The following is a 15,027-nucleotide window of genomic DNA, read 5'->3' as shown; positions in this document are numbered from 1 at the left end:
GGGAGTCACCCAAATTTGGGTGACTCCCCCTCCGCGTGGTGGCTGCTGGGCTCAGTCGGCGTCGCTGTCCGGCGGCCGGCGCCGGGCGATGTCCTTCTCGATGGCCGTGAGGAAGCCGGGGTCGGCGAAGTCCTCTTCGGTGAACGGAGGCGCGGGCGGATTGGGCTCAGCCTCCGTGGCCCGGATCGGCACCGGCACCGGGTGCTTGGGCCGCTTGAGGTCGTCGCGGGGCATCCCGCAGTTCTTCAACTCTTCCTTGAGGACCCTCTCGACGTGCGGCCACCACCGGGCGTGCCACTCCGAGACCCGGGTGGGCGGTGCTCCCTTGGTGTACGACCAGTGCCAGTTCGCGCACAGGGAGGTCAGCTCGATACGCAGCCGCGGGTGCTTGTACCAGCAGGGCTTCCACACGTGCTGGGCGTAGAAGGGCCACAGCTTGTTCTGGCACCACTCCGTGAGCCAGTCCCACAGGATGCGGGCCTGCTCCTGGTCGAGGTCGTCCATCCAGTTCGGCGTGGTGCCGGGCCAGTCGGGCGCCTCTTCTTCTTCCTGCGGGTCTTCCCGGATCTGCCGGACGGCTTCCACCACCGCGGCCAGCGTCTCCTTGAGCTGGCCCACCTTCGTGTCGAGGCCATCCAGCGCCTCGCCGAGCCTCTGGTCCTCCAGCTCCTGCAGGCGGGTGCGTACGGCCGACAGGTCACCCGTCAGCCGCAGCAGCATCTCCATCGGGTCGAGCTTCATCTCCGCCATCACAGGCCGCCCAGGTCGTCATCGTCTTCGTAGACGTACGGGTCGGAGGCGGTGGCTTCGGTGTCGTCGGTGCCCGTCTTGCGCAGCGGCACAGGCGCGGCCGGCCGCTCCTCCGCCGGCTCCGGCTGCACGGGGACCTGCTCCAGGTGCCGGGTCGGGGCGAAGTCCGGCTGGTCCGGGAACACCGGCGGGTGCTCCGGCATGGGCGGCACCGGCGGGACCACCTCGCCGCGCACGACCTGCAGATGGCTACGCGGGCCGGGCAGTGGGCCGGAGACCCAGCCGCTGGCAGCCGGGTCCGCCGTCCAGGGGCTGGGGTCCGTGGACGGGGCCGAGGGCGCCCACGGGCTGGCAGGCTCCGGCGGCGCCCACAGGTCCGCCGGGTCCTCGACGAGCACCGTATCCGTGGGCGGCGCGTAGGAGGGCACCGTGGAGTCCTTGCGCAGCCGGTTCTTCAGCGCCGACTTGGCCGCCTTCTTCTCCAGCTTGTCCATGGCCTTGACGTCCTTGCGGTCCCACACCGGGGTGTAGCGCACGACGACCGGGCCGCCGAGGTTACGGCGCAGGACCAGGATCTCGCCCGGCTCCAAGTTCATGATGTCCGCCGGGGTCATGGTGTCGACCTCGACCCAGGTGTACGAGGAGGACTGGCGCATCGTGCCGTCCGGGCCCGGGGAGGACGAGTGGGACTCCCGCTTCTCCTTGTGCCGGCCGCACAGCTCCGACAGGCCCTTGAGGTCCTCTTCGTCGGCCAGGCCGCCCAGCACGAGCTTGACCATGTTGGTCCAGATGGTCCTCGCCGCCTCACGGCCGTAGCGGTCCCGGATCTGCGAGCGCGACTGGAACACAGCGTGGATCGGGATGCCCAGGCCGCGGCTGTCCGCCGTCCACTTCTCCAGCGGGACCGAGCAGATGAGGGCCGCTTCGTCGAGGATCAGCGACCACGGCGGGTCCAGCCGCCCACCGCGCTGCAGGGCCGCCAGCTTCCGGGCCGCTTCGTAGATCTCGCCCGTCAGGCAGCTGAACAACGGGCCGATGCCGCCCCGGCCGGTGTCACGGCCGAGCAGGTACAGGGTGTCCTGCGACTGCAGGTAGCCGCGGATGTCGAAGAGGCCTCCGCCCTTGTGCGCGTCCTCAATGACCTGCTGGATCTGCGGGGTGTCGAGGAACATGAACGTTTTGGACAGCGTGCCGAAGACGTTCTCACCGGTGGTCGGCTTGCCCTCGACCCTCTGCACCTGGATCAGGTCGTCCTTCCAGCCTCGTGGGGCGACGGGCCGGCGGGGATTGGACGGGTCGGGGTGCTCGTACTTTTCCAGGATGCCGATGGCTTCCTGGTTGCGGAAGCTCTTGGACCAGCGGGCTACGTCCAGAAGGGTCAGACCCTCCGCGTCGGCCGCCCACAAGAACGCCTTGAGCACCGAGTAGCTGGCCGTCTCCCAGAAGTTGCGGTTCTCCACCCCCTTGGTGGCGTCGGAGCCGTCCAGCAGATAGTTGGCGCGGCGCATGGCCCGCTCGACGCCGTGCTCCGGGTCGGAGCAGCCGATCACCGGGTCCCAGGCCACGTTGGAGGCCCGCCCGCCGATGCCCTGGGGGTTCCAGATCAGGATGCGTCCGACCCGCGTGCGGAGCTTCTCCGTCAGATCGACGATGTCCACCTTCACCGACGTCGCCAGGACCGCGCCCGGGGCGTCGATGATCCAGTTGGCGAGCTTCGCCGTCTTGCCCGCGCCGGGCGGGGCGACCATCACGGAGCTGTCCTCGATGGCCATGTAGAGGTGCAGGCCCGTTCGGCGGTCCTTGCCCAGGTAGGTGCCGACTGCGTTGGTGTCGACCTTGCGGGCCGGGACGTTGGCCAGACTGGGGCGCAGCACGTTGCGCCTTTTGACCAGCTGACGGGCGCCGAGTGCCTTGCGCAGCTGGTCCTCGGGGGCGAACCCGTGGGCATCGCGGGTGAAGTTGAGGTCGCCTTTGAATTTTAGGTATCCGGCTCCGGCCAGGCCGACGGCCAGGGCTGGCACGAGGAGCGGCTGCTGCTCGAACAGTGCCCCGAGGGTGTCGACCAGGCCCCCGAAGACGGTGTCCAACAGCCCGCCCGTGTTGGTGTCCTGTGTCGTCGTCTCGGCTGCGAGCAGGCTGGCCGGCACGGTCAGGGCCGTCAGCCGCAGCGTGGGGCGGGAGAGGACCGAGTACGTGGAGAGCACGATCCTGGGCTTCCAGCGCTTCCCTGCCACCGTGAGGTCGATGTTCGCAGACTGGTCGGAGTTGATCAGGTCACGGGCCTTACTGTTGTCGTTCACGAAGGTTCCCTTCGTCGGTGCCCCGGTGGTGCAGTAGCCGCCAAGCTCTTCATGCGCCACCGGGGCCACTCCTGTCTGTATACGTCGCTGCACTGCCAAGTACGGCACGGTTTTCACCGTTCGTTGCGGTCCTGTCGCGCAGAGGTGCGCGGCTTCCCGCCTGGCGGGAGGACCTGGGCAGATTGCCCTCCAGACCGGACAGTTGGGTCTGGCACGTCGTGGGGAAGCCGGCCTGTGGAGAGAGTCCGGAGGCTCCCCGGTTCACTCGTCGTCGTCTTCGTCGTCGCCCGGCCGTTGCCCCGGCACGTTGGGCTGGTTCTCCCGGGCGATTGCCCGCAGGTGCCGGCGGATGGAGTCCGCCTTGACCGGCACATGCGGCTCGATCAGAGCCGCCAGCTCTCGCTGCGACGAAGCCCGCTGCTCCGCGGTCAGCGTCTCCAGCACCGCGCGGATCTGCTCGCGGGTCCTCTTCGAGTCGTCGTCCACGGTGGCCTGCACCCGAGCACTGGTCGGCACCCGCGCTGGGACCGACCGCTGCACTTCCTGCAGCGCGCTCAGCTGGCCCTGCAGTCGCACCAGCTCCCGCCGGGCTTCCTCCGCTTCGGCACGGGCTTCCTGCGCTTCCTTCTGCGCGTCGGTGGCCTCCGTCTCGAACCGCGCCCGCTCCGCCTGCAGAGTCTCCAGCCGGACCGTCAGCTCCCGCTGCTCGCCTGCCAGCCGCAGCGCCTGCTCGATGGCGTCCTTGGCCTGCTGCTGCACCTGCTCGTAGGCCGTGCTGAGCCTGCCGCGCTCCTCTTCGAGCCCGGCCAGCTGGCCCTTGAGCCTGTCCAGCTCCTGAGCCGTCTTCTGGTAGAGCTGTGCCGCCGTGGCGTCGCTGGACTCCAGCAGCGCCCGCTCCTCGCGAAGCGCCTTGAGCCGGTTCTCCTCCGCCTCCCGTTCGGCCGCCGCCTGCTTCTGCGCCTCTTCGGCTTGCTTGCGGGTCTCCTCCAACACCTTCTCCACGGCCGCCAGCTTCTCCGCGGCTTCCTGGACCGCCCTTTCGGCGTTGAGCCGGATCTCCTCCGCCTCCGCCGCCCGCTGGTCCGCTTCCTGCGCCCGCTTGCGGGACTTCACAAAGTCGGCGTTCGCCGCGATGTTCAGCTCCTCCAGCAGCTCCATGGCGCGGCTGTCGGGGCCGTAGTCGAGCAGTGCGACGTCGTCCGCCCGGGTCAGCCAGGCCATGCGCTGCATGAGCTGCAGGCCCTGCTCCGGGTCCTGCGTGTCCGCCAGCTCCAGGGCCGCCTGTGCCTTGGGCCGGATCTTCCTCTCCAGCGCCCGGTTCAGCGTGTCGAGCCGCTTCTGCTCCTCCGAGACCTTGCCCCGGCCACGGGTCAGCGGGGCACTGCCGACGACCGCCTCCAGCTGCGCCTTCTCCTGGAGCGCCTTGCGCAGTTCGTACGAGGCGTCCGCAGCGTCACGGGCACGGGCGCGGCGGACCATCTCGTCCGCCCGGTCGTTGACGTCCAGGCCCGCCTTGCGGAAGCCCCAGGCCCACAGGCGCCGCCAGAGCAGACCGGCCAGCCGGAACGGGCCGGGCTTCGTGCCTTGCTGCGGCCTCTCCTCCGCTTCCTTGCCCGCCAGCGCCCGGCGCAGGTCCAGCTCGATGACCCAGGCCGCGCCAATCGGCATGAGCGCCATGAACGGCGCCGCGATGGCGTTCGGAGCGTGCGCGATGTTGGCGATGGCGGACGCCGCGACGAAGCCCCAGGCCGTGGCCTGCAGCAGCCGCAGCTGCGGAGTCCAGCCCTTGCTCGGGTCCGCCGACTTGTACATCAGCGAGAACAGCCGCAGTTCCAGGACGTCGAACATCGACACGAAGCCGACGGCAAAGAGCGTCGGCAGGTTGAGCGTTCCGGTGGCGAAGCCCCACAGGCCGTAGAGACTGACCGCGATACCGCCCAGCAGAGGCTTGGGGTCCATGCGCAGCGGCTCCGCCGGCGCGGGCTGGCCCTCTTCCTTCGCCAGCGCGAGGGCCTCGCGCCGGTAGCGCTCCCGCTCCGTCTTCTGGCTGCTGAGCCGGGACACCGCCAGGTAGCCGACGACCAGCACCGTGATGAGCACGGCGCCGCCGATGACGGCCAGGGCCCAGGTGGGTGTGTCGTTGACGAGCCGTTCGGCCGCGCCCCGCCAGTCGATGGTGTGGTTGGCTGCTGCTGAGGTCACTGGCTGTCCCCCGGGTCCTCTCCCGCGCCGCCGGCCAGCAGTTCCCGCTCCCGCTGCAGCAGCTGCTCGAACCGGTCGAGCATGTTCGTGCGCAGGTCATCCTCCGTGTCGCCAACCAGCAGCTCCGGATGCCGGATCATCAGGTCGACGGCCACCCGGATCACCGTGTTCTCCGTGATCCGCTCCGTCTTCACGGACCGGGCGAGCATCAGCTCCCGCGCGATGGTGGACAGCTCGCTGTGCTGGTCCTCGCGCAACGGCACCCACTTGGGCCGCTCCTCCGCCTGCCCGCCCTTGCGCTTCGCCGTGCTGCCCGCCATTTGTGCTCCCCCTTGGGGTCGTGAAGTCATGGACTCCAAGAGGTTATGTGTCCGCGGCAACGGCACCGTGCGCCGTACCGGGGACCGTTCGCGGACCGGGGCGAGTCCCATCCGCCACTCCCTTCATTAGGTGTCGAGATCAACCTAACTTCAAAACTCCAAGACTTCAAGAGTCTTGAAGTTCAAGGGTTTGGGGGTTATGTTGGTTCTGCGAGCACGGGAGAGGGCCGGGGCTTGCCGGCCACCGACCCTCTCCCTGGCCAGCGGTTGCCGCCGCCGGCCGCCCCGGACAGGCGCGTAGGACCGCCTTCCGGATTGGGACACCCCTGACTTGGAGGGATCTCCGTGAACCAGTCTCTCAGCACCAGCCTCATCCCCGGCGCCACGGTCCAGGTCGACGACCTGCCCGCCCTGCGTCTGACCCCCGAGGGCATCCAGGCCCTGCCGGTCGTCACCGGCCCGCGCCTCGCGGTCGTCGGGCGGATCGGCCCGAAGTGCCGCGACTGCCGCGACTTCGAGAGCGTCGTCACCGGCCACGGCATCGTCACCTGCGACAACCCCGTGCACGCCGAGGACAGGCCCCAGCTGCCCATGCGCCCGACCCCGCACGAGCGGGACGGCCGGCAGGACTCCCCGGAGCCCGCGCGCCCGCACTCGCGCACCGTGCTGCTGGTCGGCTGACCGCCGTGACCGCCTCCATCGGCGTCACCGCCGTCATCCAGGACCCCGCCGCCAGCGAGGCGCTGCGCCGCGCTCAGGAGGCCGCCGAGGCCGCCGAGCGCGCCGCCGCCCAGCGGGCCGCCCTCAAGCAGGGCAACGGCTGACATTTCCCCACCTCGCCCCGGGCGGATGAGCGACCCGCCCCGCCCGGGGCCGAGCCGGATCCCCTTCTCTTCTTCTCCCTCACCGGAGGCTGCTGTGCGTTCCACCTCGCGCGTCACCACGACGCTCGCCACGTTCCTGTTCGTCTCCCAGGCCCCCCAGGCGGAGTTCGCCAAGAACCCGGCCCGCACCCGCGAGCTGATCCACCAGACCGCCGCGCGGCTGGGCCCCGAGGGCGCCGCCAAGGCGGTCGCCGAGGTCGCCTACGAGTACGGCGAGCACCCCGAGACCGCCGCCGCCCACATGCGGGCCTGCCTGCGCGCCGTCGAGGCCACCGACTTCCAGACCTACGTCCCCGCCCCGCGGCTGGCGGTGACCCGATGAAGGCCACCGAGAGCTTCACCGCCGAGCGGGTCACCGCCCTGGTTGCCGTCCTCGCCGGCGCGCTGGCCGCCCTGTTGGCCACGTACACCGGTACCGGCATCGGGAACACCATCGGCGCCGCGTTCCTCACCTATGTGGCCACCATCGTCACCGTGGCCGCCAAGGTGCCGCTGCAGCTGGGCAAGGTCCTCGCCGCCAGCGGCCGGGGAACGGTAATCACCGCCTTCGTCACCGCCATCGTGCTCATCAGCATCTTCCGCGCGCTCCGGGGGCTGGTCTGATGACTCGAACGACCAGCAGGAAGCCTCGCACCGCCACCCACCGGCCGGCCGTGAGGCGTCGACGCTTCCGACACGACGACCACGTTGCCGTCGACCTCTTCAGCGGCTTCGGCGGGCTCACCAAGGCCGTCGAGGACGCCGGGTTCACCACGATCATGGCCGCGAACCACAACCCCTACAAGGTCGAGGTCCACGAGGCGAACCACCCGCACGCCGAACACTGGATCGCCGACCTGGTCGACCCCGAGGCCGCCGACTACCACTCCGCCCGGGATCTTCCCCCCGCTGACCTTCTGACCGCAGGCGTGAGCTGCGTCAACCACTCACTCGCCAACACGGTCAGGGCGTACGAGCAGGGCCTGACACTGTTCGAGCTGGAGGACCCCGACTACGAGGCGCGCGTGACCAGGTCCGAGCGGGACCGGGCCACCGCGAACTGCGTCCTGCAGTACGCCGAAAAGCACCACCCCCGGCTGATCCTGGTCGAGTGCACCACCCAGCTCACCTCGTGGGGGAACGCGCTGCCGGGCCGCCCGAAGGTCGGGGACGGCAGCACGTACAGGTGGTGGCTCAAGCAGTTCGACCTGCTCGGCTACAACCACAAGGTCCTGTACCTGAACAGCCAGTTCTTCGGAGTCCCCCAGTCCCGGGACCGCGGCTACTGGGTGTTCGTCGACAAGTCCCTGCCGATGCCCGACCTGGAGCACCGGCCCGTGTCGCACTGCGGACACTGCGACAAGGACGTCGAGGCAGTGTGGACGTGGAAGACCGGCATCCCGCCGACCGGCACGGTGATGTACGGCAAGCAGTACGAATACCGCTGCCCGTCCTGCCGCCGCCCCGTCGTCCCGCCGATGACACCGTCGCTGGCCGCGCTCGACCTCACCGACCTGGGCACACGCATCGGCGACAAGCCGCTTCGGACGTACAAGGACGGCTTCGTCGGGCCGCTCGCGAAGTCGTCCATGGAACGCGCGGAACGGTGCCGCCAGCGCTTCGCCGACTTCCCGGCGATCCTCATGCCGGCGAAGGGCGTGCACGGCTCGGAGCGGCTCCTGCTGCAGCCCATGGCGACGCAGACCAGCCAGCAGGAGACCGCGATCCTGTCGACCGGCCCGGTCATCCAGCCGCGGTGGACCCAGGACGCCGCTGACGGTCTGCCCGCACCGGCGATGGCGCTCGCGGTGGACAACTTCCAGGGCAGCCCGCGCGGCGCATGGGAACCGCTGCCCACCCAGGTCGGGTCGGAGACCCTCGCCGTGCTGTCCTCCGGTGTCATCCCGTACCGGAAGAACACGCTGCCCGCGCTGCACAGCGAGGCCATGCCCACCTTCACCTCGGAGCAGATCCCCGCAGTGCTGACGGCCGCCGGCTGGTACGAGCAGAACGGCCCGACCGGGAACGAGACCGCGGCTCGCCCGGTCACGGATCCGCTCGGCACCCTCACCTCACGCGACACCACCGCGCTGCTCATGGCCCAGTGGCAGGCGACGCTCGCCGAAATTCCGTTGGAAGACTGCTTCTACCGGATGATGAAGGCGCACGAGATCGGCCGCGGCTGCGGCTTCGACGTCGACTTCAACGACTACCGCGGCACCTTCACCGTCTGGGGCTCCGCCCGTAACCAGGTCGACGGGTTCGGCAACGCCGTCCCCCCGCCGGTCGGTACCTGGATCGGATCCCTGCTGCGTGCCGCCCTGCACCGGGCGGAGGCAGCATGACGCCGAAGCCATTCGACCCGGAGATGAACGGCGGGCGCCAACTCGACCTCTTCGGCCAAGAGCTGGCCATCAGCGCCGAGCAGCCGGCCGTGACCGGTCCCACCACCGTGGTGTGCCTCAAGGGCCGCCGCGACGACCCCGAGATTCAGGGCGTCGTCTACGTCGGCCGCCCGATGTACCAGGGCGGGTGGCGCCTGCACGGCCACCCGCTCGCCAACCCCTACCGAGTGGGCAAGCACGGCACCGCTGAGGAGGTCGTCGCCCGCTACGAGGCGTGGCTGGATTCCCACCGGGAGCTGGTTGCACGGGAGTTACCCAAGCTCAGGGGCCATCGGCTGGGCTGCTGGTGCCGCGAGGGCGACCCGTGCCACGCGCGTGTGCTTGCCGAGCGGGCCGATGCCGCGGAGGTGCCGCCGTGCGGCTGACCCGCAAGGCGGAGGAAGCGCTGCTCGGGGCGATGCTGCATCGCCCCGAGGCGCTGCCCTCGATGCGCTGGATACCGCCGGCAACCTTCTCCCGGCCGGACTACGCCGCCCTGTGGCAGACGCTGCAGTCGCTCGACTTCTCCAAGGTCGCCCCGACCGACATCCCGGCCGCCGTCACCGCGGCGGTGGCGAAGATCGAGGACCCCGGCATCCGGCACCTGCTCAGCCCCGCCAGGATCTCCCACTTGGCCAACTCCAGCGTCTGCCCCAACCCGCGCACCGCCCCGCTGTACGGCGGGATGGTGCTGGAGGCCGCTATCCATAGGGCGGTCGAGCACGCCGGTGAGCAACTGCGCGACACCGCCCGGCAGGCCGAGGTCGACCAGGCGCTCAAGGCGCTGGAGCAGGCGGACAGGACTGGCCGGCGGCTTGCCCAGCTGGACGCCGCCTGGAGGGCCGCGCCGGAGACCGTGCGGAACCTGCTCGACACCCAGCCCGAGGAGTCGATCACCCCGGTGCCCCGCACCGAGCGGGCCCGCACCGATCTGCAAGCCGAGGGCGAGACGGTGGCCTCCCTGCTCTACGAGCCCCGCCAGCTTCCCGAGGTCACCGGCCGTCTGCAAGCGCAGGACTTCTCTCACCCGCAACTGGCCGTCGCATACCGCGCCATGTGCACGCTCGGCGAGCGTCATGCGCCCATCGACCCGCTGACCGTCGCATGGGAGGCCCAGCGCCATCCCGGGCCCACCCTCAGCGACCAGATCCTCGCCGAGCTGGAGCAGGGCGGCATGGGCGGCATCGCAGCCCACACCGCAGAGCGGGTGCTGCACACCGCCGCCCTCGACCGGCTCGACGCAGCCGGTCACGACCTGCGCAACTACGCCCGCCACCCGGGCCTCGCCCCCAGCGCACTGGTCGGCCACGCCCAACAGGCCCTGCAGCCGGTCCACGCCGATCACCAGCGCATCCAGCACGCCGAGCGCGATCCGGAGCTGGCCAGCGACAAGGAGCCCGCCCCAGCAGCTCCCAGCCACTCCCCCGAACTCCCCGACCACCAGAACGAGATGGAGATGTGACTCCATGAACGAGCCCACCCCCTTCGACCCGACCGCCTACCTGATCAGCCGCGAGCACCAGATCACCGCCCCCTACCTGCCCAGCGTCGAGCCCCTGCCGCCGGTGAGGTCCGTCGCCCGACTGCTGTGGGAGCACGTCGGACGCATCGCCCCCGGACTGGTCACCACCGCGGCGACGGCGCTGGCGTGGGGCTGGCACGAGCAGCTGCCCGACGGCTCGACCCAGCCGCTGTGGATCAGCGGAGCGCTGGCCGCCCTCGCCGCCGCAGCGGGCACTGTTTCGGCCGCCAAGCAGAACGGCGAGGCGGAGACCACCCGGGTGGCGTTCGCGGCCGGCGGGACCCTCGCCCTGCTGGGCGTGGCCGCCTGGACACCGATCTGGTCGCTGCGCGCCCTGCTGTGGCTGGTCAGCACCGCCGCCGTCTACGCCGTGTGCGCCCCGCTGTGGCGCAGTGACCGCCGCCTGGAGCGCGAGCAGCGCCACGAGCGGGTCATGGCGGAGACCGAGGGCCGCACCCAAGTAGCCCTCGCCATGGTCAAGGGCCAGACCCGTGTCGCCGAACGCCAGTGGGACCACCGCACCGAAGTGGCCCGCGTCGAGGCGATCAGCAGGACCGTCGAGGCCTTGGTCGCCGCGACCGAGGCCCGCGAGAACCGGGCCGTCGCCCCCGGCGACGAACTCAGCGTGGCCGCCCTGCTCAAGGCCGCCGGCCACGAGGCCCCGGTCGAGCTGACCGCCGCCGAGCGCGGGGAACAGGCCCGGTGAAGCCCACCGCCGCCGTCGGACGGCTGATCAGGCACTGGCGCGGCCACGTCGTGGAGGTCTCCCCGAAGGGGCTGGTCATCGACGGCCGCACCGTCGACCCCAACCCCCTGACCGAACGCGACGCCGTGAAGCCGGCCGACGATCCGCGCACCCACCCCGCGCTGCAGTTCCTCGACGGCGGCGCCCTGGTCTACCGAGGCCGCGTCCAGGCCGAGGTCCACCCCGGCGAGGTGACCGTGCACGGCCCCACGGGCGCTGAGTGGCCGCCCGATCCCACCCATGAGCCCGCACCCGCAGCAAAGCCCGAGCGGCACCTGCGACTCGTACGCAACGAACCCGACACCGGCCCGGCACCGCCGCAGACCGACGACGACCTCGACATCGACTTCTAAGACCCGTCACCGACAGAAGGGCAACCCCACGTGAGCGACACCCAGGCCGAGGAGCCGGCCGTCCTCACCCACCAGGAAAAGGTCGCCGGGCTGCTCCCGGCCCTCGCCCAACTCGACCGGACCGCCGACGAGCTGGAGGAAAAGACCGCCTCCGGCCAGGTCACCAGCGCCGACGTCAGCGCCTACCAGCAGCAGGTCGCCCTCGCCCGGCACCTGGTCGACGTGACTGGCGCCACCCACCGCGAGGTCGCCGACGCGGAGAAGGAACACCGTGGCGACGGCGACAAGGGCTTCGCCGCCCGGGGCCTGGACCACGCCACTCACCCCCGCAGCTTCGAGCCGAGCCCGCCGCCGGCCGACAGCGCCCAGGACCGCGACCGCGACGATGAGGAAGACATCGACCTGTGAACGCCTGGACCCGCGACGGCGGAGTAGGCCCCAGCTGCACGGTCGGGGTCGACACCGGCGGTGATGTCCCCGAGTGGCACGGACGCTTTGGCGCCGTCGTTACCCACGAGGAGGACGTCGAGTTCTAGGACCCCGGCGAGACTCCAGGAACCGCGCCTAAAACCCCGGTGGAGAACTGTCCGTCGGGGTTTTCCACGTGTGAGTACGGTGGCTGATATGCAGATCAACGGGGTGGAATAGAAGGAACAGCAGCGAGGGCACGTGCGCCGACGGAGCATCCAGCTCGAACGCAGCGCCAACTTGGCCACCCTGTCCGTCGTCCCGGTGCCCGTCCTGCTCGGCAGCGACGTCCCCAGCGACAACTCGCCCGCGCTCGCCGGTTGTCCGTACGATCAGCGCTCATGAGCACCGCACGCCGGCCGCTGGGCCACGGCCCGCAGCCCCAGGCCTCCACCGCAGCGCCGTCCGGGGCCGAGGCCACTCGCCGGGTCGGCGCCGCCGAGGCCGACGTCGACAACACCCCGCTGCACCGGCCAGGCGGGCTGGAGCACATCGCCCAGCTGCGCGAGCGTGGCGTGCTGGGCGCATCCCGCCCGCCCGCGTGACCTGGGCAGCTTCCTGTTTTCTGACCGGCAGTGAGGCGCTCAGCGCGGAAGTCGGCGCCCTCGCACCGCAGGCAGCGCCCAAGAGGGACTACGCGGCAGCGCGTTGGCGCTCGGCGTTAACCGCGCGCCGCAGCTGCTCCATCTTGAGCGGCAGCAGCTGGCGTAGCCCTTCGTACCGCAGTCGGCCGACCCGGTACGAGGTGATCAATCCGTTCTCCTCCAGCGGCATCCCTGGGGGCCGGATCACCGTGCGACCTTCGTCGTCGAGGACGCCGTCGTGGTTCATCCAGAGCGACACCCATAGCCGCGAGGTGCCATGGGCGCGCTGCACCAGGCCCTCGCGCACCGGCAGCCAGCGCTCCAGTGCGGCCCGGGTCAGCGCCGAGGTCTCCACCCACTCCCCCTGGATGGCGCCGCCGCCCTGAGGACGCCGCTCGACGTACACCGCAGCGAGGCCCTCGCCCAGGTGTGTGGTGCGCTGCGCGGCCAGCTCCCCGCTGCGCGCCGCGGTGTCCAGCTGGACGGCGAGCAGGGCCGTCAGCCGGGTCTGTGCTGGGGACATGGCGCCGCCCAAGTACTGGTCGAGCTGTCGGGCCAGTGCCGAAAGGGTGGCCGCCGCCGGTGCGGGCTGCAGCGGGATCTCCCCGCTGCCCAGGCGCAACGCGGGCATCCCCAGCGCCTCGCGCAGCAGGTCGATGCACTTACTGCGGATCTCGTTGGTCGCCTCCGAAGTGGGCGGGAACCCGCCGGCCACCCGGCGGTGCCGCAGGGCCCCAGACTCTGCGATCCGTACGTACGGGCGAATTGCCTCTTCCTCCAGGAGCCGCTGCAGGCTGCGCCGGGCCCGGACCGGCAGTGCGCCCCGGGCCAGCGCCCGCTCCAGCTCCCCGCGCACCATGTCCAGCTGACGCCGACGGGCTGCGCCGGTGCCCAGGCCGTCGAGCAGCTGGTCGAGCGCGCGGACCGAGGGGAACTTCGACATCTGCACGCCGCGATTGTCGCGCATCGGGCCCAGCCCGGCTGTGGCCAGCGGTGGCTTGGACACGATCCCCTCCCGTGACCTGGGAGGGGATCGCTACTCGGCGGTCTCGTGACTGACCGAACTGAACGCGGGCCGTGCCCACCGGACGGTAGAGGCGCCAGGGCGGATCCGCCCGAAGCGGGGGCCGGCCGAGCAGGGCGCTCCCCTGGGCCGGATCCGGCCCCGAGCGGCGGGCCGCCCTGGTTCCGGGATCCGGGGACGGACGGGCGGCGACGCGAGGCCACGTGGACGTGGCCGACGGCCTCGCGCGCCCGGTGGCCGCGCGGTGTCGCCGTGGCTTTGGTGGCGGAAGGCAGGGGCCGCCGTGAGCGGACGGCGGCTGATGAGCGGGTTGCTGACCGTATGTCAGTGCGGTGTCCTACTGTCTACCCGGTGAGCCGTTCGGGCGTTCGTAGGCCCCGGTTGTCAGACCCTGCCGGTACAGTACCTCCGCTCACATTCGGAACCATTGGTTCCGCTGCGCCGTGCGGGATGAACCCCCGGCAAACCGGTGCATATCTCGCCGTCCGTCTGTGCGCCTGCTCACCCATCCGGAGTGTGATTCACGTCACTTTGTTGACCGAAAAGCGCCCGTCACCTGGGTAGTTGTCAGTTTTGTGCGTCCGATCTGCGCGGATGGACATGCCGGTAGCTGTCGCACGACCCCTGCCGCATAGGGCACGATGGGGGCACCGCTGCTCCCGGGTGTGACGGTCATCACAAATGGCCGTATCCGCTTGCGTACGCAGCGGTAACCGCATTCGGAAATGAAGGAAGGCCCCACCCGACGCCGGCCAAGCATCCAGGTGAGGCCTCCCTCAGTGCACCGTGTGCAGCGCGGGCCCCGACCGGTCAGGTCGGGGCTTTCCGCGTTACCAGGGCCAGTTCTTCACGATCTCGTAGACCATGTAGAACGCCAGCCCCACCCACCGGGTGGTCTCGGTCGACCGCTCCCGACGGCTACAGCAACGGCAGTGAACCTCAGACTGCTCAGGCTGCTCCTGCTCCGTCATCTGGCTCTATCACCCCATTCCCGAAGGGGCCGTGAGTTTCACGGCTCCCGTGGTGGAGGCCCACAAAATTCGTGGTCCTCGCGCGAGGGCACGAGCGTTCGTGAACCTCTGGGGTGTGTGGCCGGGACTCTACCTGAGGCGGAGGGCACCCCGCGCTCACGTCAATGTCCCTCTCCCACAAAAACGGAAGGCACGGGGTGCCGCATCGGCGAACTCCCCGCGCACCCCCATGTCGACGGGCGCCCGCCGCACAAGCCATCTACCAGCAGCGGTTCGTGACAGTACGCCGGGTACGCGGTGCCAAATCCCGGGGGTTCCCGGGGCGGGCGTGCGGAACGTCACACACGGAGCACGCTCTACGGGTGAACGCGCGCCCCCGTGCTCTCGTGCGCGACTCCCCGCCCCGACGACCCGCCGCCCGCCCCAGCTCCACCTGTGCCGCACGCTCGCTTCACCAGCAGGTTGGCACCGCGCCTTGGCCGACGACGCCGTACCGGCCCAGCAGGACCGGCCGCCGTTCGTTACCCGGCCGGTCCTGCTG

17 protein-coding genes are annotated in these 15,027 nt (G+C 70.7%); 12 read left to right on the top strand and 5 right to left on the bottom strand.

Going from position 1 to position 15,027, the window contains the following annotated elements:
* Positions 1-51: 51 nt before the first annotated feature.
* The 4 genes from CCN44_RS09455 to CCN44_RS09440 form a co-directional block, all read right to left on the bottom strand.
* Positions 52-741 (bottom strand): hypothetical protein, encoded by a 690-nt coding sequence (locus CCN44_RS09455; protein ID WP_237481785.1) that lies wholly within the window; start codon positions 739-741, stop codon positions 52-54.
* An 8-nt stretch (positions 742-749) separates the two neighbouring features.
* Complete coding sequence (locus CCN44_RS09450) at positions 750-3,050, bottom strand: type IV secretory system conjugative DNA transfer family protein (RefSeq protein ID WP_237481787.1); 2,301 nt, start codon at positions 3,048-3,050, stop codon at positions 750-752.
* A 261-nt stretch (positions 3,051-3,311) separates the two neighbouring features.
* Positions 3,312-5,252 carry a coiled-coil domain-containing protein gene (locus CCN44_RS09445; RefSeq protein WP_086697352.1) on the bottom strand — a complete coding sequence of 647 codons (1,941 nt, stop codon included), beginning with the start codon at positions 5,250-5,252 and terminating at the stop codon, positions 3,312-3,314.
* The gene (locus CCN44_RS09440) at positions 5,249-5,572 is read right to left on the bottom strand and encodes a chromosome segregation ATPase (RefSeq protein ID WP_086697351.1); all 324 of its coding nucleotides are present in this window, start codon (positions 5,570-5,572) and stop codon (positions 5,249-5,251) included. The genes CCN44_RS09445 and CCN44_RS09440 overlap by 4 nt, the downstream gene beginning before the upstream one ends.
* Before the next feature lie 345 nt (positions 5,573-5,917).
* Between CCN44_RS09440 and CCN44_RS09430 the strand changes: the two genes are divergently transcribed.
* The 12 genes from CCN44_RS09430 to CCN44_RS09380 all read left to right on the top strand — a co-directional run bounded on the left by CCN44_RS09430 (position 5,918) and on the right by CCN44_RS09380 (position 12,452).
* On the top strand, positions 5,918-6,253 hold the full coding sequence (locus tag CCN44_RS09430; protein ID WP_086697350.1) for a hypothetical protein: 336 nt from the start codon (positions 5,918-5,920) through the stop codon (positions 6,251-6,253).
* 5 nt (positions 6,254-6,258) lie between these two features.
* Complete coding sequence (locus CCN44_RS44970) at positions 6,259-6,396, top strand: hypothetical protein (RefSeq protein ID WP_167403965.1); 138 nt, start codon at positions 6,259-6,261, stop codon at positions 6,394-6,396.
* A 94-nt stretch (positions 6,397-6,490) separates the two neighbouring features.
* On the top strand, positions 6,491-6,778 hold the full coding sequence (locus CCN44_RS09425; protein WP_086697349.1) for a hypothetical protein: 288 nt from the start codon (positions 6,491-6,493) through the stop codon (positions 6,776-6,778).
* The gene (locus CCN44_RS09420) at positions 6,775-7,059 is read left to right on the top strand and encodes a hypothetical protein (protein ID WP_086697348.1); all 285 of its coding nucleotides are present in this window, start codon (positions 6,775-6,777) and stop codon (positions 7,057-7,059) included. Before CCN44_RS09425 ends, CCN44_RS09420 begins: the two co-directional genes overlap by 4 nt.
* A 50-nt stretch (positions 7,060-7,109) precedes the next feature.
* Complete coding sequence (locus CCN44_RS09415; RefSeq protein ID WP_237481789.1) at positions 7,110-8,780, top strand: DNA cytosine methyltransferase; 1,671 nt, start codon at positions 7,110-7,112, stop codon at positions 8,778-8,780.
* A complete protein-coding gene (locus tag CCN44_RS09410; protein ID WP_086697346.1) occupies positions 8,777-9,205 on the top strand; it encodes a DUF4326 domain-containing protein in 429 nt (142 codons plus the stop codon). The genes CCN44_RS09415 and CCN44_RS09410 overlap by 4 nt, the downstream gene beginning before the upstream one ends.
* Positions 9,196-10,281, top strand: a complete 1,086-nt coding sequence (locus tag CCN44_RS09405) for a DnaB-like helicase N-terminal domain-containing protein (RefSeq protein ID WP_086697345.1) — start codon at positions 9,196-9,198, stop codon at positions 10,279-10,281. The genes CCN44_RS09410 and CCN44_RS09405 overlap by 10 nt, the downstream gene beginning before the upstream one ends.
* 4 nt (positions 10,282-10,285) lie before the next feature.
* Complete coding sequence (locus CCN44_RS09400; protein WP_086697344.1) at positions 10,286-11,047, top strand: hypothetical protein; 762 nt, start codon at positions 10,286-10,288, stop codon at positions 11,045-11,047.
* A complete protein-coding gene (locus tag CCN44_RS09395; RefSeq protein WP_086697343.1) occupies positions 11,044-11,439 on the top strand; it encodes a hypothetical protein in 396 nt (131 codons plus the stop codon). Before CCN44_RS09400 ends, CCN44_RS09395 begins: the two co-directional genes overlap by 4 nt.
* Before the next feature lie 30 nt (positions 11,440-11,469).
* Positions 11,470-11,847 (top strand): hypothetical protein, encoded by a 378-nt coding sequence (locus CCN44_RS09390; protein ID WP_086697342.1) that lies wholly within the window; start codon positions 11,470-11,472, stop codon positions 11,845-11,847.
* Between the two features lie 261 nt (positions 11,848-12,108).
* Positions 12,109-12,252, top strand: a complete 144-nt coding sequence (locus CCN44_RS44965; RefSeq protein ID WP_167403964.1) for a hypothetical protein — start codon at positions 12,109-12,111, stop codon at positions 12,250-12,252.
* A complete protein-coding gene (locus tag CCN44_RS09380; RefSeq protein WP_086697341.1) occupies positions 12,249-12,452 on the top strand; it encodes a hypothetical protein in 204 nt (67 codons plus the stop codon). The genes CCN44_RS44965 and CCN44_RS09380 overlap by 4 nt, the downstream gene beginning before the upstream one ends.
* A gap of 88 nt (positions 12,453-12,540) precedes the next feature.
* Here CCN44_RS09380 and CCN44_RS09375 read toward each other — a convergent pair whose 3' ends face one another.
* On the bottom strand, positions 12,541-13,497 hold the full coding sequence (locus CCN44_RS09375) for a hypothetical protein (RefSeq protein ID WP_237481791.1): 957 nt from the start codon (positions 13,495-13,497) through the stop codon (positions 12,541-12,543).
* Positions 13,498-15,027: the final 1,530 nt, after the last annotated feature.

The organism is Streptomyces tricolor, assembly GCF_002155905.1.
GTDB classification, from domain to species: Bacteria; Actinomycetota; Actinomycetes; order Streptomycetales; family Streptomycetaceae; genus Streptomyces; species Streptomyces tricolor.
This window is presented reverse-complemented; position numbering and strand designations above follow the sequence as displayed.